The sequence below is a fragment of the Litoreibacter ascidiaceicola genome, from assembly GCF_900129235.1.
Taxonomy (GTDB): Bacteria; Pseudomonadota; Alphaproteobacteria; order Rhodobacterales; family Rhodobacteraceae; genus Litoreibacter; species Litoreibacter ascidiaceicola.
Window position 1 is genome coordinate 290481 of record NZ_FQUV01000005.1, and the last position, 20000, is coordinate 310480.

21 protein-coding genes are annotated in these 20000 nt (G+C 60.7%); 10 read left to right on the forward strand and 11 right to left on the reverse strand.

The annotated features are described in order from the left end of the window. The first annotated feature begins 92 nt into the window (after positions 1–92). The 8 genes from hslO (at position 93) to BUB72_RS12460 (ending at position 9084) form a co-directional block, all read left to right on the forward strand. Positions 93–1091: an Hsp33 family molecular chaperone HslO gene (gene hslO / locus BUB72_RS12425; protein WP_073144211.1), complete on the forward strand. Its 999-nt coding sequence runs from the start codon at positions 93–95 to the stop codon at positions 1089–1091. After that, entirely contained in the window at positions 1078–1677 is a 600-nt protein-coding gene (locus BUB72_RS12430) for a CoA pyrophosphatase (RefSeq protein WP_073144213.1), read from the forward strand. Before hslO ends, BUB72_RS12430 begins: the two co-directional genes overlap by 14 nt. Then, a complete protein-coding gene (locus tag BUB72_RS12435) occupies positions 1674–2819 on the forward strand; it encodes a CCA tRNA nucleotidyltransferase (RefSeq protein ID WP_175549159.1) in 1146 nt (381 codons plus the stop codon). The genes BUB72_RS12430 and BUB72_RS12435 overlap by 4 nt, the downstream gene beginning before the upstream one ends. Further along, positions 2816–3400, forward strand: a complete 585-nt coding sequence (locus tag BUB72_RS12440; RefSeq protein WP_073144216.1) for a LysE family translocator — start codon at positions 2816–2818, stop codon at positions 3398–3400. Before BUB72_RS12435 ends, BUB72_RS12440 begins: the two co-directional genes overlap by 4 nt. A 38-nt stretch (positions 3401–3438) precedes the next feature. Continuing rightward, positions 3439–5280, forward strand: coding sequence for an ABC transporter ATP-binding protein (locus tag BUB72_RS12445; protein WP_073144218.1), 1842 nt, complete (start codon positions 3439–3441; stop codon positions 5278–5280). Next, on the forward strand, positions 5277–7148 hold the full coding sequence (locus BUB72_RS12450) for an ABC transporter ATP-binding protein (RefSeq protein ID WP_073144220.1): 1872 nt from the start codon (positions 5277–5279) through the stop codon (positions 7146–7148). The genes BUB72_RS12445 and BUB72_RS12450 overlap by 4 nt, the downstream gene beginning before the upstream one ends. Before the next feature lie 6 nt (positions 7149–7154). Continuing rightward, a complete protein-coding gene (locus BUB72_RS12455) occupies positions 7155–8342 on the forward strand; it encodes a class I SAM-dependent RNA methyltransferase (RefSeq protein WP_073144222.1) in 1188 nt (395 codons plus the stop codon). 79 nt (positions 8343–8421) lie between these two features. Further along, a complete protein-coding gene (locus tag BUB72_RS12460; protein ID WP_073144224.1) occupies positions 8422–9084 on the forward strand; it encodes a DUF2711 family protein in 663 nt (220 codons plus the stop codon). An 85-nt stretch (positions 9085–9169) separates the two neighbouring features. On the opposite strand, the gene dxs is transcribed toward BUB72_RS12460, so the two are convergent. Genes dxs through BUB72_RS12490 form a run of 6 tightly spaced genes read right to left on the reverse strand, consistent with a single transcriptional unit; the run spans position 9170 to position 14383 of the window. Next, positions 9170–11098, reverse strand: coding sequence for a 1-deoxy-D-xylulose-5-phosphate synthase (dxs, locus tag BUB72_RS12465; protein ID WP_073144226.1), 1929 nt, complete (start codon positions 11096–11098; stop codon positions 9170–9172). Positions 11099–11110: 12 nt separating this feature from the next. Further along, on the reverse strand, positions 11111–11971 hold the full coding sequence (locus BUB72_RS12470) for a polyprenyl synthetase family protein (RefSeq protein ID WP_073144228.1): 861 nt from the start codon (positions 11969–11971) through the stop codon (positions 11111–11113). A gap of 5 nt (positions 11972–11976) precedes the next feature. Further along, positions 11977–12219: an exodeoxyribonuclease VII small subunit gene (locus BUB72_RS12475; RefSeq protein ID WP_073144231.1), complete on the reverse strand. Its 243-nt coding sequence runs from the start codon at positions 12217–12219 to the stop codon at positions 11977–11979. Further along, positions 12212–13153 carry a histone deacetylase family protein gene (locus BUB72_RS12480; protein WP_073144233.1) on the reverse strand — a complete coding sequence of 314 codons (942 nt, stop codon included), beginning with the start codon at positions 13151–13153 and terminating at the stop codon, positions 12212–12214. Before BUB72_RS12480 ends, BUB72_RS12475 begins: the two co-directional genes overlap by 8 nt. A 9-nt stretch (positions 13154–13162) precedes the next feature. Continuing rightward, positions 13163–13864 carry a response regulator gene (locus BUB72_RS12485; protein WP_073144412.1) on the reverse strand — a complete coding sequence of 234 codons (702 nt, stop codon included), beginning with the start codon at positions 13862–13864 and terminating at the stop codon, positions 13163–13165. Positions 13865–13870: 6 nt separating this feature from the next. Further along, positions 13871–14383, reverse strand: a complete 513-nt coding sequence (locus BUB72_RS12490) for a MarR family winged helix-turn-helix transcriptional regulator (RefSeq protein WP_073144235.1) — start codon at positions 14381–14383, stop codon at positions 13871–13873. A gap of 150 nt (positions 14384–14533) precedes the next feature. On the opposite strand from BUB72_RS12490, the gene BUB72_RS12495 reads away from it, so the two are divergent. Continuing rightward, complete coding sequence (locus tag BUB72_RS12495) at positions 14534–15403, forward strand: branched-chain amino acid aminotransferase (RefSeq protein ID WP_073144237.1); 870 nt, start codon at positions 14534–14536, stop codon at positions 15401–15403. Here the strand turns inward: BUB72_RS12495 and BUB72_RS12500 are convergent. The 5 genes from BUB72_RS12500 to BUB72_RS12520 all read right to left on the reverse strand — a co-directional run bounded on the left by BUB72_RS12500 (position 15400) and on the right by BUB72_RS12520 (position 19119). Beyond that, positions 15400–15588 (reverse strand): hypothetical protein, encoded by a 189-nt coding sequence (locus BUB72_RS12500; RefSeq protein WP_073144239.1) that lies wholly within the window; start codon positions 15586–15588, stop codon positions 15400–15402. The genes BUB72_RS12495 and BUB72_RS12500 overlap by 4 nt on opposite strands. Positions 15589–15676: 88 nt before the next feature. Continuing rightward, positions 15677–16012 carry a DUF1294 domain-containing protein gene (locus BUB72_RS12505; protein ID WP_073144241.1) on the reverse strand — a complete coding sequence of 112 codons (336 nt, stop codon included), beginning with the start codon at positions 16010–16012 and terminating at the stop codon, positions 15677–15679. A 1-nt stretch (position 16013) separates the two neighbouring features. After that, positions 16014–16952, reverse strand: a complete 939-nt coding sequence (locus BUB72_RS12510; RefSeq protein WP_073144243.1) for a DMT family transporter — start codon at positions 16950–16952, stop codon at positions 16014–16016. A gap of 9 nt (positions 16953–16961) precedes the next feature. Then, on the reverse strand, positions 16962–17945 hold the full coding sequence (locus BUB72_RS12515; protein WP_073144245.1) for a phosphatase domain-containing protein: 984 nt from the start codon (positions 17943–17945) through the stop codon (positions 16962–16964). A gap of 22 nt (positions 17946–17967) precedes the next feature. Further along, positions 17968–19119 (reverse strand): HupE/UreJ family protein, encoded by a 1152-nt coding sequence (locus BUB72_RS12520; RefSeq protein WP_245814820.1) that lies wholly within the window; start codon positions 19117–19119, stop codon positions 17968–17970. On the opposite strand from BUB72_RS12520, the gene BUB72_RS12525 reads away from it, so the two are divergent. Further along, complete coding sequence (locus BUB72_RS12525; protein ID WP_073144247.1) at positions 19118–19924, forward strand: DUF4198 domain-containing protein; 807 nt, start codon at positions 19118–19120, stop codon at positions 19922–19924. The two genes, BUB72_RS12520 and BUB72_RS12525, sit on opposite strands and share 2 nt — an antisense overlap. Positions 19925–20000 lie beyond the last annotated feature (76 nt).

Below are 20000 nucleotides of genomic sequence, written 5' to 3' on the forward strand. Positions count from 1 at the left end.
TCCGCCATGCTTGAAGCGCCGACCCCTTGGGGAATGGATTGTCGCGCCTATCTAGACACGGTATGCCAAGCCCCTAGGTGTAAGGAAACCCCATGACTCTTGGACAAAAAATCGCGTGGGACGACACCGTTCTGCCTTTCCAGCTGGACAAAATCGACATCCGTGGCCGCGTGGCGCGGCTGGATGGCGTGTTGGACCAAGTGCTGGAGCAACATGACTACCCGCCTCTGGTCGAGGCGATGGTGGCGGAGGCCGCCTTGCTGACGGCGTTGATCGGCCAGACGATCAAGCTGCGCTGGAAGCTGTCCCTGCAAATTCGCGGCGACGGGCCATTGCGCCTGATCGCGACCGATTATTACGGCCCGACCGAGGACGGCGAGCCCGCCCGCATCCGCGCTTATGCAAGTTACGACGCGGAGACAATCGACCTTGATGCGGTTCCGTTCAGCCAGATTGGCAAAGGGTTCTTTGCAATCCTGATCGACCAAGGCAACGATATGAAGCCCTATCAGGGCATCACCCCGCTCGCCGGTGGCAGCCTGTCTGCCTGCGCGGAGACCTATTTCGCGCAGTCCGAACAGTTGCCGACCAAGTTCTCGCTGACCTATGGCCGCTCCACCGAGCGGGGCGAAGCGGAAAGCTGGCGTGCGGGTGGCGTGATGTTGCAACATATGCCGAAAGCCTCGCCCCTGATGGCGAAGGATGACGCGACGGGCGAAGACGGCTTGCTGGCGGCAGATGACATTCTGGACGGTGACGCCTCGGACAACTGGAACCGCGCGAGCATATTGCTGGACACGGTGGAAGCGCTGGAGCTGATCGGGCCAAGCATCGCCCCGACGGATTTGCTGTTCCGCCTGTTCCACGAAGAAGGGCCGATTGTCTACGACGCCCAACCGGTCAAGTTCGGCTGCACATGCTCCGAGGAAAAGGTGCGCCAGAGCCTGTCGATCTATTCGGCCCGCGACCTTGCGCATATGACCAAAGACGACGGCTCGCTAACGGCGGACTGCCAGTTCTGCGGGGCCCATTACGTGATGGACCCGAAGACGATGGGCTTCGAGGCCGAGACCCCCGATGACGGGAAGTGACCTGATCAAGACAGTAGAGGCCGCGCTGTCAAACCCCGGCGCGGCCACCTCTGATTTTGACCTGAACCCGAATGTGGTTTTGCCGGAGACCCGCGTTTTGCGGGACGCGGCGGTGTTGGTGGCTTTGATGCCGACAGACGACGGGGCGCGATTGATCCTGACAAAACGATCCTCGGCCTTGAAACACCACCCCGGCCAGATCGCCTTTCCCGGCGGCAAGCGGGACGGGGACGAGACACTGGCGACCGCCGCGCTGCGCGAAGCCGAAGAGGAAATCGGGCTGGATCGCAAGCAGGTCCGCCTCATCGGGACACTGTCACCCCATGAAACCGTGACCAGCTTTCAGGTGACGCCGCATGTCGGCGTGATTGACGGACCGTTTGACCCCGTGGCGGAGCTGGGCGAGGTCGCGGAAATTTTTACCGTGCCATTGGTTCATGTTCTGAACCCCGACAACTATGCAATCGAGGGGCGTCGGTGGCGCGGCCAGCGGCGGCTGTATTTTGTGGTGCCATATGGCCCATATTATATTTGGGGTGCGACGGCGCGGATGCTGCGGTCTTTGGCCGATCAGGTTCGGCTGTGACCACGATCACCGGCGATTGGCTGCTGGCCCCCGCAACGCAAGCGGTGTTTGACGCGGTAGAGGCCACCGGACATCAGGGGTATTTCGTCGGCGGCTGCGTGCGCAACGCGCTGCTGGATGAACCGGTGGCGGATATCGACATGGCCACCGCCGCGACGCCGGACGCGGTAAGCGCGGCGGCGGAAGACGCGGGGCTGAAGGTTGTGCCAACGGGGATCGAGCACGGGACGGTGACGGTCGTATCCGGAGGCGTCCCGCATGAGATCACCACCTTCCGCCGCGATGTGGAAACCGACGGGCGGCACGCGGATGTGGCGTTCTCCACCTCGATGGAGGAAGACGCCGCACGGCGGGATTTTACCATGAATGCGCTTTATGCGGACCGGACTGGAGCGGTGACCGACCCCGTCGGCGGGTTGCCCGATTTGGACGCGCGGCGTGTGCGCTTTATCGGGGATGCGGAGGCGCGGATCGCGGAGGACTACCTGCGTATCCTGCGGTTTTTCCGGTTTCATGCGTGGTATGGCGACGTTTCCAAAGGGTTGGATGCCGATGGCCTTGCCGCCTGTGCTGCGGCTGCGGACGGGCTGGAAAAGCTGTCGGCAGAACGCATCGGGGCGGAGATGACAAAACTGCTGAACGCGCGCGACCCATCCCCTGCGGTCGCGGCCATGGCGCAGGCTGGAATATTGGCGCGGGTGATGCCGGGGGCGGATACAAAAGCGCTTCCAATTTTGGTGCAGATAGAAGACGGGCAAGGCCCTAATATGGCGCGACGCGCGGCGTGTTTGGGGGGCGAAGACCTGAAAGAGCGATGGCGGCTTTCCAATGCCGTGGCCACGAAGATCGCATTGCTGCGGGATTTGGTTGGGGCGGATACAGGTTTGTCAGAGATCGCCTACCGCCACGGCGCGGACACCGCACGGGACGTCGCCTTGCTGCGCGGGGCGCTGTTCGAGCAACCGCTGGCGGAGGGGATGCAACGCGAGATTACGGCAGGTGCGGGGGTGGTGTTTCCCGTGAAAGCCGTCGACCTAATGCCAGATTTTGAAGGGCCAGCTTTGGGGGCCAAACTCAAAGAGTTGGAGACGCGCTGGATCGCCTCCGGGTTCACCCTGACCAAAGCCGAGTTGCTTGGATGAGTTTTGATCCGCTCTATGCCTTCGTCTTTGCGGGGCTGTTTTCACCCGGCCCGAATGTCATTTTGCTGACCACCTCCGGCGCACGGTTCGGGTTCAAACGCACCTTGCCGCATGTGCTGGGCGTGGCGTTCGGGGTGGGCATCACCTCGGCACTGACAGGGTTCGGGATTGGCGCGCTGTTGCTGGCGCAACCGGCACTGACATTTGTGCTAAAATGCCTCGCGGCGGCGTGGATATTGTGGATGGCGTGGAAGCTGTTCCGCTCCACCAGAGGGCCGCAAGCGCAAGGGCGCGACAGGCCGTTTACCTTTATTGAGGCGGTGTTGTTCCAGTGGGTAAACCCGAAGATCTGGGCAATCGCCATGGCGGCCTCGTCAGGGTACGCCATCGGATTGCCTCCGGTGCAGGAAGCATTGCGGCTTGGCTCGGCCTTCTCCGGCATCAACCTGTTTGTGTGCCTATTCTGGACCTTCGCGGGGTCACTCTTGGCGGTGCTGATGACGCGGCCCGTGTGGTGGCGCGGGTTTATGAGCGTTATGGCGCTTGCATTGGCGGCCTCGGCTGTCATGGTTTTCCTCTAACACTCGGCCTATATACTGGGGCTGAGACAGAGGTGTGAATGTTCCGGTTTCTAGAAAATCTGGTGGACCCCTACGGGCCCTACGACGAGGTGGACGCCCCGCCGCGCAAGCTGTGGCCGTTCCTGAAGTCATATTCGCAGCCGTTCAAAAAGGTGTTCATCTGGGCCGCCGTCTTGTCGCTGGTGGTGGCCGTGGTCGAGGTCGGGTTGATCTACTACATGGGCCGCGTCGTGGACGTGATGTCGAGCGGCGAACCTGCGCAGGTGCTGGAGGAATACGGGCTGGAGCTGATCCTTGTCGCCGTGTTCATTCTGGTGGTGCGCCCGCTGATACAGGCGGCGGATGTGGGCATCCTGAACAACGCGATCCTGCCGAACTACGGCACCCTTTTCCGTTGGCGCGCGCATAAACACGTGCTGCGGCAGTCGGTCGGCTGGTTCGAAAACGACTTTGCCGGACGCATCGCCAACCGCATCATGCAGGCGCCCCCCGCCGCGGGCGAAGCGATTTTTCAGGTGTTCGACGCAATCACCTTCTCGCTGGCCTACATCATCGGCGCGTTCATTTTGCTGAGTGACGCGGACCCACGACTGGCGATCCCGCTGGTGTTCTGGCTGGGCCTATATGCGTGGCTGGTCGCGTGGACAATGAAACGCGTCGGGCCTGCGTCCAAGGCGTCGTCTGACGCGCGGTCGATGACGACGGGACGGGTGGTCGACAGTTACAGCAACATCCACTCGGTCAAGCTGTTCGCGCATCACGAGGGCGAGGTGGCATTCGCCAAGGAAGCCATCGAGAAAACCCGCCAGACTTTTGCCCGCGAGATGCGGATATTTACCATCATGGACGTGATGCTGGTGACGCTGAACGGGCTGCTGATCGTCGGTGTCGTTGGTTGGGCGATCTGGCTATGGGCGCAAGGCAGCGCGTCGGTGGGCGCGGTCGCAGCGGCGACGGCGCTGACCCTGCGGCTGAACGCGATGACCGGCTGGATCATGTGGGCGCTGTCGTCGTTTTTCCGGTCCCTTGGTGTCGTGTCCGAGGGCATGGAGACGATTGCGCAACCGATCACGCTGGTGGACGCCGCCGACGCCAAACCGCTGGAGTTGAGCGACGGTGTGGTGGAGTTCAAAGCGCTGACGCATCATTACGGGCGCGACAAGGGCGGGCTTGAAAACCTGTCCCTGCGCATCGGCGCGGGGGAAAAGGTCGGGCTGATCGGCCGGTCCGGTGCGGGGAAATCAACCTTGGTGAAACTGCTGCTGCGGTTCTATGACTCCGAAGGCGGGCGGATCGAGATTGACGGACAGGACATCACCAAAGTCACGCAAAACAGCCTGCGGCATGTGACGGGGATGGTCAGTCAGGATAGCTCTTTGATGCACCGCTCGGTGCGCGACAACATTCTATATGGCCGCCCCGATGCGTCGGAGGCCGAAATGATCGAGGCCGCCAAACGCGCCGAAGCGCATGAGTTTATTCTGGACCTGAGCGACCCTGAAGGGCGCAAAGGCTACGACGCCCATGTGGGCGAGCGCGGCGTCAAGCTGTCGGGAGGGCAGCGACAGCGGATTGGGCTGGCGCGGGTGATCCTGAAAGATGCGCCGATACTGGTGCTGGACGAAGCGACGAGTGCGCTGGACAGTGAGGTGGAGGCGGCGATTCAGGACACGCTTTATGGGGTCATGGAAGGGAAAACCGTCATTGCCATCGCCCACCGCCTCAGCACAATTGCGCATATGGACCGGATCGTAGTTCTGGACGGCGGCAAGATTGCCGAGGAAGGCACCCATGCCGCGCTTTTGGCCAAAGGCGGGCTATATGCAGGGTTCTGGGCGCGTCAATCCGGCGGGTTCCTCAACACGGATGCGGCGGAATGACGGGATTTATCGGCAAAGTGTTCGAACCAGTGCTCAAATGGCTGGGTGACAGCATCGACCCGTTCCGCGAGGCCGAGACCGCACCGCCGCGCACGCTCTGGGCGTTTTGCAAATGGTGCCTTGCGGGGTCGTGGCCGGTGCTTGTGCTGGCCTCGGTCTTCTCGGCGCTGGCAGGCACGATGGAGGCGGTCACGGCAATGCTGCTGGGCTGGGTCATCGACGCGGTTTCCGCCACGGGGCCAGAGGGGTTCTTTGCACAGAACTGGACGCTGATCGCGCTGTTCGTCGGCTTCTTCCTGATCCTGCGTCCGCTGTCCTTCGGGGTAAGTGCGGCGTTCAACGGCATCGTGGTGCCACCCAACGTCTACCCGCTGATCCAAAGCCGCCTGCACCGCTGGACGCTGGGCCATTCGGTGGATTACTTCGACAACGACTTCGCGGGACGCATCGCGCAAAAGCAGATGCAGACGGCCCGCGCGCTGACAGAAGTGACGGCGGAGGCGATCAACGTCGTGGCCTTTGCGTTGGCGTCGATCATGGGCTCTGTCCTGCTGCTGGGCACGATCAGCGGTTGGGTCGCGTTGGCGCTGGCGGTTTGGTTGGCAGGCTACATCTTGATGATCCGGTGGTTCATGCCGCGCATCCGCAAACGGGCGGCAGCGCGGGCGGGCGCGCGGACGATGGTGACGGGGCAGGTGGTCGACACGATCACCAACATCAAAACGGTCAAGCTGTTCGGGCATTCACAATTCGAGGACGAATCCGCCCTGAACGCCATGGCCGTGCTGCGCGACCGCGCGTTGGAGTTTGGCCGCCTGTCCACCGGTTTCCGCTTTGCCTTGATGGCGGCGGCGGGGGTTTTGCCGGTGCTGCTGATCGGCGGCACGGTGATGTTGTGGCAGTCAGGGATTGCCACAACGGGCGACATCGCGGCGGCGGGCGCGATTTCCATTCGCATCGCACAAATGACCGGCTGGGTCAGTTTCTCGCTGATGGCGATGTATGCCAATGTCGGCGAGGTGGAGGACGGGATGCGCACGCTAACCCCGCCGCACGCCCTGCTGGACGCGGAGGGCGCTACGCCGTTGCAGGTGCCGTCTGCGGAGGTCGAGTTCGACCACGTCACCTTCCGCTATGGCCGCGAAGCGGGGGGGATCGACGAGGTGTCCTTGCTGATCCCGCCCGGCCAGAAGCTGGGGCTGGTCGGCGCGTCCGGTGCGGGCAAGTCGACCTTGGTCAGCCTGCTGCTTAGGCTCTATGACACCGAAACCGGTGCCGTGCGCATCGACGGGCAAAACGTGTCGGAAGTGACGCAGGAAAGCTTGCGCCAGAGCATCGGGATGGTGACGCAGGAAACCGCGATGTTCAACCGCTCCGCCCGCGACAACCTGATGTATGGCCGCCCAGACGCCACAGAAAACGAGATGATCGCCGCCGCCAAGCGGGCCGAAGCGCACGACTTCATTCTGGAGCTTGAGGACCACAAAGGGCGCAAAGGCTACGCCGCCCATCTGGGCGAGCGGGGCGTGAAGCTGTCGGGCGGGCAACGTCAACGGGTAGCACTCGCGCGAGCGTTGCTGAAAAACGCGCCGGTTCTGGTGCTGGACGAGGCGACGAGTGCGCTGGACAGCGAGGTGGAAGCCTCAATCCAACATGCGCTGGAACGCGCGATGGAAGGCAAGACGGTGATCGCCATCGCCCACCGCCTGAGCACGATTGCGCGGATGGACCGGATCGTGGTGCTGGAAGAGGGGCGCATCGTCGAGGACGGCACCCATGCGGAACTGCTGGCGCAGGACGGACGTTACGCGGGCTACTGGCGGCGGCAGTCCGGCGGGTTTATAGGCATTGCAGAAGCAGCCGAGTAAGCCCCTATGACACAGACCATTTTACGACTGAATCACAAAGGCGAAGGCGTGCCAGACACGGGCGCGCCGATCCCGCGCGTGTTGCCCGATGAGGTGGTCGAGGAGGGGCGCATCGTGACGCCCTCTGCGGACCGCGTCGCGGCCCCTTGCCGCCACTACAAAAGCTGCGGCGGCTGTGCGATGCAGCATGCCAGCGATGATTTCGTTGCGGAGTGGAAGACGGATGTGATCCGGCTGGGCCTGTCCGCGCGGGGGATCGAGACGGATATACGGCCTATTCTGACCTCGCCCGCGCAATCGCGTCGCCGTGCGACGTTGCACGGGCGGCGGACCAAAAAAGGGGCCATGGTCGGGTTCTTCGGGCGCGGATCTGACGCGCTGATTGAAGTGCCGGACTGTAAACTGCTGGACCCTGCGCTGATTGCGGCGTTTCCGGTGTTGGAGGAACTGACCGTTGCCGCGGCTTCGCGGAAAAGCACTGTCGGGCTTGTCGTGACCTTGTCGGAGGCGGGTCTGGATATCGACATTCGCGATGCAAAACCGTTGGAACCGCAGGGCATCTTGGAGATGGCGGCATTGGCGGAGCGGCACAAACTGGCGCGGCTGAGTTGGGACGGGGAGGCCGTGGCGACCCGCGAGCCGCCTGTGCAAAGTTTCGGCAAGGGTAAGGTCGCGCCGCCGCCCGGTGCGTTTTTGCAAGCGACCGCGCATGGGCAAGCGGCGTTGTTGGGCTGCGTTCAGGAGGCCTTGGGCGATGCCAAGCAGGTCGTGGACCTGTTCGCGGGTTGCGGCACGTTTACCCTGCCTGCCGCCGAGAAGGCAGAAGTGTGGGCGCTGGAAGGCGAGGCCGCGTTGATTGATGCGTTAGACGCCGGTTGGCGCAAAGCTGTGGGGCTGAAGAAGGTTAAGGCCGAGGTGCGCGACCTGTTCCGCCGCCCCCTGTTGCCGCAAGAACTACGCAAGACGGACGCGGTTATCATCGACCCGCCGCGTGCGGGGGCGGAGGCGCAAACGATCGAACTGGCACAAAGCGGCGTGAAACGGATCGCGGCGGTTTCTTGTAACCCTATCTCTTTCGCGCGGGACGCCGAAATCCTGATCAACGGCGGATACCGCCTTGATTGGGTGCAGCCGGTGGACCAATTCCGCTGGTCCTCGCATGTGGAACTTGCGGCGCAGTTCAGCAAGGTTTAGGCGCGGCAGTAAAAATGAGCACTCATAAGAGCCTCGGTCTTTGTGGTTCTGTTGAGTTTTTAAGTTGAAAGGCTCGCTAATGGCCAAGTTGGAAGGATATCTTGGATGCCCGCAGCAAGGTTCAATACTTCAGCACTACGGTTCTAGATTCGACACCGTTTTTGTACTGCTGCATCCGTTCATTTTGCCAAAAACTATCAATCCCGAACGGTTTCACCCAAACACGTATCCATCAAACCGAGAAATTCTTGCCGACTGTGAGGCAATCATGTGGAAGGATTTTGTTCAAACGTCGAAATTTGGAAATCTCGCAGAACTGGATGTAGGGCTTCGTTCATACTTTCAGGGGCTGCGGTCTCCAAATAGGCTGTTTATCTCGTGGCTGGGGAGAGCGATGGAAAATCGCCGTGTTGCACCACCTTTTCATGGTGAACTTGATCCATTCATTGAGAAAGCATTCGTGTCCACCTTACAAGATTCAGGTCATGCAGAATTGCTAACGGCGGATGAGTTTGGCGATAACTTGTCCAAGCGAAGCATCAAAGGAACTGAGATTGATCAGACACTCCCTATTCACGGCGTGTTGAGCACGGTCGACCAAAACACCATTCTGACGACGCATTGGGATAGCTGCTGTTCATTTCTATGCACCAACGACAAGGCAATATCTGACAAGGCATTATACTCCTTTGAGGGCTTCAAATGCACCAAACAGACCGATGTCTATTGGGGACTGCATTGAATTCAGTAAATTGGGCTTAGTCTCTTTCTAGCCTTGCGGTCATGGCACGCTTGAACGAAATCGAACGACTGATCAAAGCCCGCAACTAAGCGCGGCGGGTGGCTATGTCGGCGATGCCTAAGGTTTCTAGAACCTTGGTTTCGATTTGCGGCGCGTTCATGGCGGCGGCGGCGTACATGTCGGACGGGCTGGCTTGGTCGATGAAGATATCGGGCAGCACCATGGAGCGGTATTTCAGGCCTTTGTCGAACACGCCATTTTCCGCCAGGAGCTGCGCCACGTGAGAGCCGAAGCCGCCAACGGCACCTTCCTCAATCGTGATCAGCGCCTCGTGGTTGCGGGCGAGGTTCAGGATTGCGTCCTCGTCCAGCGGCTTGGCGAAACGGGCGTCTACCACGGTGGGGGTGATCCCCTTGGCAGCGAGGTTTTCGGCGGCTTTCATCACCTCTGACAGGCGGGTGCCGAAGGACAGGAGCGCGACGCGGTTGCCGTTCTGGATCAGGCGGGATTTGCCGATCTCTAAGATTTGGCCCTTTTCCGGCATCTCGACGCCGACGCCCTCGCCACGGGGGTATCGGAAGGCGATGGGGCCGTCATCGTGGGCCACGGCGGTGGCGGTCATGTGGACCAGCTCGGCCTCGTCCGCGGCGGCCATCACGACCATGCCGGGGAGGTTCGCCATGAAGGCAATGTCAAAGCTGCCCGCGTGGGTTGCGCCATCAGCCCCGACCAGACCGGCGCGGTCGATGGGGAAGCGGACGGGTAGGCGTTGCAGGGCGACGTCGTGGACGACTTGGTCATAGCCGCGTTGCAGGAAGGTCGAATAGATCGCGCAGAACGGCTTCATCCCACCCGCCGCAAGGCCTGCCGCAAAGGTGACGGCATGTTGCTCCGCGATGCCCACGTCGAAGGTGCGGGAGGGGTAGCGTTCGGCCATCAGGCCAAGGCCCGTTCCGTCCGGCATGGCGGCGGTGACGGCGACGATTTTCGAGTCCTCAGCGGCGTGATCCACCAGCGCCCTGCCAAACACCGAGGTGTAGCTGGGCGCGTTGGAGGGGGATTTCTTTTGCTTGCCAGTCACGAAGTCAAACTTCGCGGTGGCGTGACCACCATCGGCGGCGTTTTCGGCGGGGGCGTAGCCTTTTCCCTTGGTGGTGATCGCGTGGATCAGCACGGGACCGTCGGCGCGGGATTTGACGGTGCGCAGGACGGCGAGCAGTTGCTCCATGTCGTGCCCGTCGATGGGGCCGACATAGGAGAAGCCGAGTTCCTCGAACAGGGTGCCGCCAACGGTTGCGGCTTTGAGCAGTTCTTTGGCGCGGCGGGCACCCTCTTGGAACGGCGACGGCAGCAGGGACACAGCACCTTTGGCGGCGGCTTTGAATTCTTGGAAGGGCGCGCCCGCATACAGGCGGGACAGGTAGGAGGACATGGCCCCCGTGGGCGGCGCGATGGACATTTCGTTGTCGTTGAGGATGACGATCATGCGTTTCTTCAGGTGGCCCGCGTTGTTCATCGCCTCATAGGCCATGCCAGCGCTGATGGAACCGTCGCCGATTACGGCGATGCAGTCGCCGATGCCATGCTCCGGCGAGCCGCCAAGATCGCGGGCGACGGCCATGCCAAGGGCGGCGGAAATGGACGTGGACGAGTGGGCGGCACCGAAGGGATCATAGGGCGACTCGGACCGTTTGGTGAAACCGGACAGCCCGTCTTTCTGACGGATCGTGCGCATCTGGTCGCGACGGCCGGTGATGATTTTATGCGGATAGCATTGGTGCGACACGTCCCAGATCAGGCGATCCTTCGGAGCCTCGAACACGGCGTGGATCGCGACGGTCAGCTCGATAACACCCAAGCCTGCACCAAGATGGCCGCCAGTTTGCGAGACCGCGTATACAGTTTCCAACCGCAACTCATACGCGAGCTGGGACAGCTCGGCATCGGACATACCCTTCATGTCTGCGGGGGTTTTGACCCGATCCAGGAGGGGCGTCTGCGGTCTATCGCTCATCTGCGTTGTCCTTCACGTGTCGCGATCCACGACGAACCGCGCCGCTGCTTTTAGGTTGTCCGCCGCGTCACCGTAAGGGGAAAGGGCGTCGCAGGCTTGCACGACCAGCTCGTTCGCGCGGGCCTTTGCGCCCTCCATACCAAGGAGTGAGACGAATGTCGCCTTCCCGGCGTCAGCATCTTTTTGCAGGCGTTTTCCTGCTTTTTCCGCGCAGCCTTCGATATCCAAGATGTCATCGGCAATCTGGAAAGCAAGGCCAAGCGCTTGGGCATATTGGCGCAGCGGGTCTGGATCGGCCTCGGCGAGGATCGCGCCTGCCTGTCCTGACCATTCGATCAATGCACCGGTTTTACCGGCTTGCAGGCGGGTGATTTGTTTAAGCGTTAAGGGTGTTTCTGCGGTCTCGGCAGCGATGTCGAGCGCTTGGCCTAAGACCATACCCTGCGCGCCCGCGGCTTTCGCCATGGAAGAGATCAGCGACAGGCGCACTTCGGCATAGGCGTCCATATTCGACAGCAGCTCGAAGGCGAGTGTTTGCAATGCGTCGCCGGTGAGGACTGCGGTCGCTTCGTCCCATTGAATATGCACAGTTGGCACGCCGCGGCGCAAATCGTCATTGTCCATGCAAGGCAGATCGTCGTGGACGAGGCTGTAGGCGTGGATCATTTCAATCGCGGCAGCGGCCTGATCGGCCACCTCGGGCGACACATCATGCAAGCGCGCGCCTTCCATCACCAAGAACGCCCTGAGCCGTTTGCCACCGGTGCAGGTGTAGCGCATGGCGTCTGCGATGACGCCGTCGAGAGGGCGCATAGCTTCGTTCAGCGCTGCTTGCACGCGGGTTTGCGCGTCGGTTAAAGCGTCTTGGAACACGGGATTTACAGGCCTTCGACTGGCGTGGTTCCTGTTGGCTGGCCGTCACCGCCTAGGGTGATCTGCGCCACTTTTTCCTCTGCTTCTTTCAGCTTGGTCTCGCAGCGTTTCTTCAGCTCTGCGCCGCGCTCATACAGCTTGATGCTGTCTTCCAAGGGCACGTCGCCACGTTCCAACTGGCCAACAACCTGCTCCAGCTCGGCCATGGCCTGCTCGAAGCTCATTTCGTCTACTTTTGTGTCAGCCATGGGTGCCTCGCTTGATCAATACTTCCAGATGCGCGCGCGTGGACGCAGCGAGGGCATCAAGATCATATCCACCCTCCAGAGTCGAGACGACGCGACCTTCGCAATGCGTATCGGCAACATCGCACAAGGCTTGCGTCGCCCAAGCGAAATCAGCCTCGTCCCAGTTCAGGTTGGCCAGCGGATCATTGCGATGCGCGTCAAAGCCTGCGGAGATCAACAGGAGTTGCGGTTTGAAGTCGTTGAGCGCGGGGATGACCACCCGCTCATAGGCTTTGCGAAGCTCCGCACCGCCGGAATTCGCCTGTAGCGGGATGTTAATGATGTTACCGGATGCACCCGTTTCATGAGCCGCGCCAGAGCCGGGGTAGAGCGGCATCTGGTGGCTGGAGATGAACAACGTGCGCGGCTCGTCCCACAGCAAATCTTGCGTGCCGTTGCCGTGGTGGACGTCGAAATCAACGATGGCGACGCGCTCCAGCCCGTGCGCATCCAGTGCGTGTTTGGCAGCGATAGCGATATTACCGAACAGGCAGAACCCCATGGGTGTTTTCTTTTCGGCATGGTGACCGGGCGGGCGCATAGCGGCGAAGGCGTTTTGAACCTCGCCGCCAAGCACCATGTCGACGGCCTTGGTCATGGCCCCGACACCACGATAGGCGGCTTTGAGCGACCCCGTGGACATATGCGTGTCGGCATCCAAAGCGACCGAGCCCACGCTCGGGGCTGCATCCGTCACAGCATCAATGTGCGCGCGTGGGTGGACACGAAGGATGTCGGTGTCAGTACCCATCGGCGCGTCGATCCGCAGGACATTGCTCAGGTCCATCGCGTCGAATGCGGAATAGATCGCCATCAGGCGGTCGACCCGTTCGGGATGACCCGGAGGTGTGACGTGGTTCAGGCAATCGGTGTGAGTAAACAGGGCAGTCGTCATTCCGGTTCCTTAATCAGGCGCGAGCATATAGCCGGAGCCGCGCACCGTTTGCAGGTAGCGGGGCTGTTTCGGATCGGCTTCGATCTTGCGGCGCAGGCGGGTGATTTGCACGTCAACCGCGCGTTCCTGCGCCTGACCGCGGTCGCGACCGAGGTCTTCCACAAGTTTGGCGCGTGAAACCGGCTCTCCCGGACGGGTTGCGAATATCTTCATCAACTGCACTTCGGTGGCGGTCAGGCGGATCAGGTCTTCGCCGCGCCACATCTCTCCGCGCTCGATGTCATAGCGGATATCACCCAAGGTCAGCGTCTTCGGCACGTCGATGACTTCTTGGCTCTGCGGGACCCGACGCAGAATCGCATTGATGCGAAGCAGCAGTTCTTTCGGCTCGAACGGTTTCGGCAGGTAGTCGTCTGCACCGGCTTCCAGCCCCGAAATCCGGTCGTTGCTCTCACCCTTTGCGGTCAACAGCAAAATCGGGGTGTCACGAGTCTGACGGAGTTCCCGTGTGAAGGTGATCCCGTCATCTCCGGGCATCATGACGTCGAGCACGATCAGGTCGAAATCCAAGCCCTCCAACAGACGCCGAGCATGGTCGGCATCGCGGGCAGATGTGGTGAAAAACCCGTTCCGGCTGAGGAATTGCTGGATCAGTTTGCGGATGCGCTCATCGTCATCGACGATAAGCAGATGAGCGTCGTTTTGGGTCAATGACACTTATGTACCCTCCTTGAAGGCTTGGAAATGCCTGCGCATTTCAGGGTCCATGATTTGCTCCAGCACCTGCCGAAATCCGGCGACGGCCTCTGGCCCAGCGTCACGGTAAGCGGCGCGCATCCGGCCGCGCTGCGCTTCGGACAGTTCTTTTTCAAGCTCTTGTCCGGTTTCGGTCAGGTACAGGTGACGCTCGCGACGATCCTGTTTGCCAACGCGGCTTTCGACCAGACCGTCCTCGATCAACGCCCGTAACACGCGGTTCAAGGATTGCTTGGTCACACCCAGTATATCCAGCAGATTGTTCACCGTTGTGCCAGGGCTGCGTTTGATAAAGTGGACCGCGCGGTGATGCGCGCGACCGTAGGCATAGTCCTGCAAAATCCGGTCAGGGTCGGCGGTGAAGCCGCGATAGGCAAAGAACATAGCCTCAATCCCGCGCCGCAATTGGTCATCCGTGAGGAACAGCAGACTTTCCCCGCTGATTGGTGTTTGACCCGTCCCTCGATCCGACATGCGGCAACTCCCTCGCTCTTTCTGCTTGAGGTCAGTTTATGTCAGCCTTGTTGACTTTCCAAGTATCGAATGGTAGCGAATCTCCAGTTTAGTGAAATATTGTGTCCGAAACGGGCCTATCACGCGCAACAAATGAAAAGGATGAAGGCAATGGCTGGTGGATATGACGATCGCGATGGCGTCATCTGGATGGATGGCAAGCTGGTGGACTGGCGCGATGCCAACGTCCACATCCTGACCCACGCGCTGCACTACGCCTCTTCTGTGTTCGAGGGTGAACGTTGCTACGACGGCAAGGTTTTCAAAAGCCGGCAGCATTCCGAGCGCCTGCTGAAATCCGGCGAGCTGATGGATATGGCGATCCCCTATACCGTCGATGAAATCGAAGCCGCCAAGCGCGCCACGCTGGATGCCAACAAGCTGACCAACGCTTACCTGCGCGTTGTGGCTTTCCGTGGTGCAGGCGAAGACATGGGCGTCGCCGCCTCTCGGAACCCGATCCGCATGGCGGTGACGGCTTGGGAGTGGGGCAACTACTATGGCGACGCTAAGATGAAGGGCGCGAAGCTCGACATTGCGAAATGGAAACGCCCCAGCCCCGAGACCATCCCTGTGGCGGCCAAGGCGGCGGGACTCTACATGATCTGCACCATGTCCAAACATGCGGCGGAAGCCAAAGGATGTTCGGATGCCATGTTCCTTGATTATCGCGGCTATGTGGCCGAAGCGACAGGGGCCAACATCTTCTTTGTGAAAGACGGTGAGGTGCATACCCCGCTGGCTGACGCCATCCTGAACGGGCTGACGCGCCAAACGGTGATTGGTATGCTGAAGGATCGCCAGATCAAAGTGCACGAGCGCCACATCATGCCCGAAGAGCTCGAAGGCTTCGAGCAATGCTGGCTCACCGGCTCTGCAGCCGAGGTGACACCGGTCGGGTCGATCGGTGACTACAACTTCGAGGTTGGCGCCCTCGTGCGCGACATCGCAGAAGGCTACGAGAAGCTGGTTCGGGCCTAAGCCTCGATCCCGCGCTCAATTCTGGAATACTGCTGAGGCCGTCCCGAATCTTTCGGTGCGGCCTTTTTGCGGCGTTGCAGCGCGAGCGTTGCAGCGCTTGGCATGTCTTTGAGTTGCAAGGCAAAAGCGTGGCGCTTCCCGGCCTTGGCGAGTGACGGGGATGGCTTGTCGAGGACGTGTCTCATGCAAGTGTCTCCTTTTGATTGTCGGAATATCTTAGCACAGATTACCACAAAATGGAGGTCTGGTTCTCCTGCACCAACGCACCCTCGCCTAAAACAACCCTTTTACAAAGGTTAAGGCCTGCCAAAGGAGCGCCCGCACTTGCGGAAAGGCGATAAACACGACGATCAGGATTTGCACCCAGATGATCGCATTCAGCTGGCGCGCGAAGGGCTGTTTGACTGTTTTGTGGCGCAGCCGTTTCTGGGCCAGTTTAGCCGCCGGAGTGCCGCCCACAGCGGACCACAACAGCAGATTTGACTCGCTGATCCTGCGGCCTCGCACCCGTGCGCGCCGCTTGTCGAACGCAAACAGAATGTAGGTGACCAGATTGACCAGCGCCAGATAGGCCGCGGCAATCGCCATGGGTAGCAGTGAATCCGGCATCCTACCCCTGTGGTGTCATGGCTTTGCGAGCCTGTTTGCGCTCGTGACCCAGCTTGCCTTCGCGCCAGATGATCAGGATGCCCGCGCAAACGATCAGGGCGATCCCGATGAGCATCACGGCAGTCGGAACCTCCGCGAAAACGAAATACCCGATGGCGAGCGCGAGCAGGATCGAGAAATACTCGAACGGGGCAACGACGGAGGCGTCGGCATAGCGGTAACTGGAGGTCAGGAAAATTTGTCCGATGCCACCACATATCCCCGCCCCGACGAGTGCCGCCGCTTCCGGCCCTGTAGGCCACACCCACCCAAAGGGAAGCGTCATAAGCGATAGTGTGGACGCCGTGACCGCGAACCAGAACACGATGGCGGAAGTCGGCTCCGACATGGTGAGCTTGCGCACAAAGACATGGGCCAAGCCGGCCATGACGGCGGACCCGAAGGCGAGCATCGCGCCAATGGCCAGATAGGGATCAGTCCCACTGTCGGAGAAGGCGGTGAGCCGCGGCGACATGATAATCAGCACCCCGGTCATCCCAAGTGCCACCGCAGTCAGACGAAAGGCCCGAACCCGTTCCCCAAGGAACATGGCAGCAAAGATAACCACCAGAACCGGTTGGGCGTACTGGATGGCTTTAACCTCGGACAGCGGCAGCAGACCCAGTGCGGCGAAACCCATAGACATGGCCGTCACCCCGACAAGGCCACGCCAGAAATGGCCTTGCGGGTTATCAGTTTTCAGCCCTGTGCGCAGCTCCCCGCGCATGGCGATCCAGCCCAAGATGATAGGCAGTCCGAAGAAGGAACGGAAGAACACCGTCTCCCCCGGTGGGACGCGCACGGAGGCGATCTTGACCAGCGTTGCCATCGCCATGAAGAAGAACACGGCCCCCAGCTTGGAGAAAATCGCAACAGGGATATTTTGTTTTGGAGCATCCATATCCGAACCTTAGGTGAGGCCTGCCTCGGGGGCCATGCCCGTGAAATCCGGTGCATGATAAAGCGGTGTTCCGGTGGCCTTGATCTGGTCCATGACCGCTTTGACCTTGGCATCAGGGCCGGGGCCGGGTTCCCGCAGAACGACGGAATGGACACGCCCCGCGTGCCGGTTGATCGCATCCAGATAGACCTGCGCATCGTGTTGGCCGGTGTCACCCATCAAGATCACAGGAAGGTGCGGGTTGGCGGCAAGGATGGTGTCGATGCTGCCACCCTTGTGGTCCCCATGCGTGCCGGTGATAAACTGATCGTCACTCAAGCCGAGGTCACGCAGGAACATTGGGCCGCGCACCAAAGCCGCTTGGAGGAATATCTGTTCCAGAAAGTAGTGAAAATTCCATGGGCTTGAACTGACGTAGAACACGGGGTTCCGCGCTCCCTCCGACAGCCGCTCCATCAAAGCAATCGCGTCGGGAAACACCCGCCGCGTCAGAACGTTGCCGGTGAGCGAGGTCCAGAGGTTCTTCCACAGCACATATGCGCCGGTTTCGATCATCGTGTCATCAATGTCCGAGATCACCAGAAACCGCGCGTCGTCGCGAGGGACCAAAGCGGTGCAAGATGCGAGATCCTCATACCCTTCGATGGTAACCGTGACGTTGTGCCAGCCCGCAGCTTCAGGGCGTGGCAGATGAAGCGTAAAATATCCTTCTTCGTCGCTGGTCGCCGAGGCAGAGCCGGAGTGCAACTCAACAGCTGCGACCTCATCCGTCGCGAACAATGAAATCATCTGGCGAATATTCGTCAGCAAACGCTGGCCCTTCGCGGGCTGGTTGCGGGTGATCTTCGACAATACCCTACCGCGCACGACCAAGGCATCGGGCGTCGCATAGCCGATATAGGGGTCGACCACCCGCCCTTCGCCAGTGCGCCCGAACAGGCGGTCAGCGCCCTTTTCGGCCTTCAGCGCGAGGCGATGGATCAGCTGCTTCATGACATCAGGTGCTGTGGCACCCTCACAGGAAAACCCGCTCGACCGCCCAGTAACCGCCGACGATTGCAATGAAGACGGACGCAGGAATCGCGATGCGCGCGCGGTACCACGGCTTGTTGCCAAACCAGTACCCCACCGCAAGGAACGCCAGCGCGATAACCGTGAGTTGGCCAACTTCAACGCCGACGTTGAAGCCGATAAGCCCCGCCACAAAGCGACCCGGCGCAAGGCCGAATTCCCCCAGAACAGAGGCGAAGCCCATGCCGTGCAGCAACCCGAACGCGAAAATCACGATAGGCCGCCACCAGGTGATGCGACTGGTGAAGATGTTTTCCACTGCGACGTAAACGATGGAGGCAGCTATAAGCGGCTCCACGATTGCGGGATTGACCGAGACGTATCCAAGGCTTGCCAGTGCCAGCGTGATGGTGTGCGCCACGGTGAAGACTGTGACCTGCGTGATCAGCGGGCGCAAATGCAGCGACAGGAAGAACAGGCCCAAGACGAACAGGATATGATCAAGCCCTTTGGGAATGATATGGTCGAAACCGACCCCGATGTAGCGGACAAACACCGACAGCGCGGATTCCGTCGCAGCACCGGTTCGCGGAAGCGGCTCGCTGAGCGCGCCGTTCTCCAGATAGCCCGCATAGGCGTCATCGCCGCCCTCTGCCTGACGGACAATGATCGGCCCGTTGGCCGCCTGCCATCCGGCCCGCACGTCGCTGTTATCCGTTGGCAAGACACCCCTGAGAACAACGGTCGTATCGCGGGGAAGTTCGACATCCGGCTGGTCTGTGACCTCTACGCTGACCAATTCCAAGGCGATGGGCGCATCACCCGCCAACACCGAAACCCCTTTCGCGATGTCGGGCCAAGCCTGTTGAAACTGCGCGGACAGTTCAGCAGGGGGCAACGCACGCAAGGCGTCATATTGCGCCGCTTCGGGGGCTTCGTTGGTGTCTTGCAGTCCTTCGAGGTCAATGCCCGCAATCAGCGGCTCCGCCGTCATGCGGATCTTCATTTCCAGCGCGTCTTCGGTCAAAGTCACGTCTGCGATGGCTGGCCTGATCTCGTGCGCGGCAAGCAGCGACGTCATCGTGAACAACGCTAGCATTGACATCACACCCAGTTGCACCAGCATGTACTTTAACTTTTCTGAAGGATTTGCCATGTTGCCCCGCCTCACCTGTTTTGCCACCTTGATGACCATGTGGGCCACCACAGCGCATGCCCATGAATTCTGGATTTCTCCCGAAGCCTACGTGACCCCGAAAGGCGGCGAGGTTCAAGCCCAACTTCGGGTTGGTCAGGAGTTTGGCGGCGCGTCCTACGCCTTCAACGAGAACCGGTTTACGCGCTTCGATCTGGTGATGGGCAATCAAGTCACGCCGGTCACCGGACGGTTGGGGGACACCCCTGCCCTGAAAATGATCGCACCTGCCGAGGGGCTGGTCATTATCGTGCACGAAACGGGTGACAACCTTCTCACCTACAAGGGCATGGAGAAGTTCACCAAATTCGCCAAGCACAAGGATTTCGAATGGGCAGTCCAGAGCCATGCGGACCGCGGGCTGCCGACTGAGCGGTTTATGGAACGCTATCGGCGGTATGCCAAAAGTCTTGTTGCTGTGGGTGACGGCAAAGGGGCTGACCGCGAAGTCGGGTTGAAGACTGAAATTGTCGCGCTGGTCAATCCGTATACCGACCAGATGGATTCGTTTCCGGTTAAGGTGCTTCTGGATGGCGAACCGCGCGCGGATGCCCAGATCGAGCTGTTCGACAAAGGCCCCGACGGCGAGGTCGAAATCACGCTGCACCGGACGAATGCCGAAGGTATCGGCACGTTCCCTGTAACCGCCGGTCATGAATACCTTGTCGACGCAGTGCAGCTGTTGCCGCTGGACGAAGGAGATCCGACCAAGTTTCCGGTTTGGGTGTCCGTGTGGGCATCGCTGACGTTTATGGTTCCGGAATAGAGAAAGCAGTGACCATGCTTCTTCCTTGAGTTCGAAGAAATACCGTCCCCTATCTGGCGAGGGTTGTGCTGTCGCT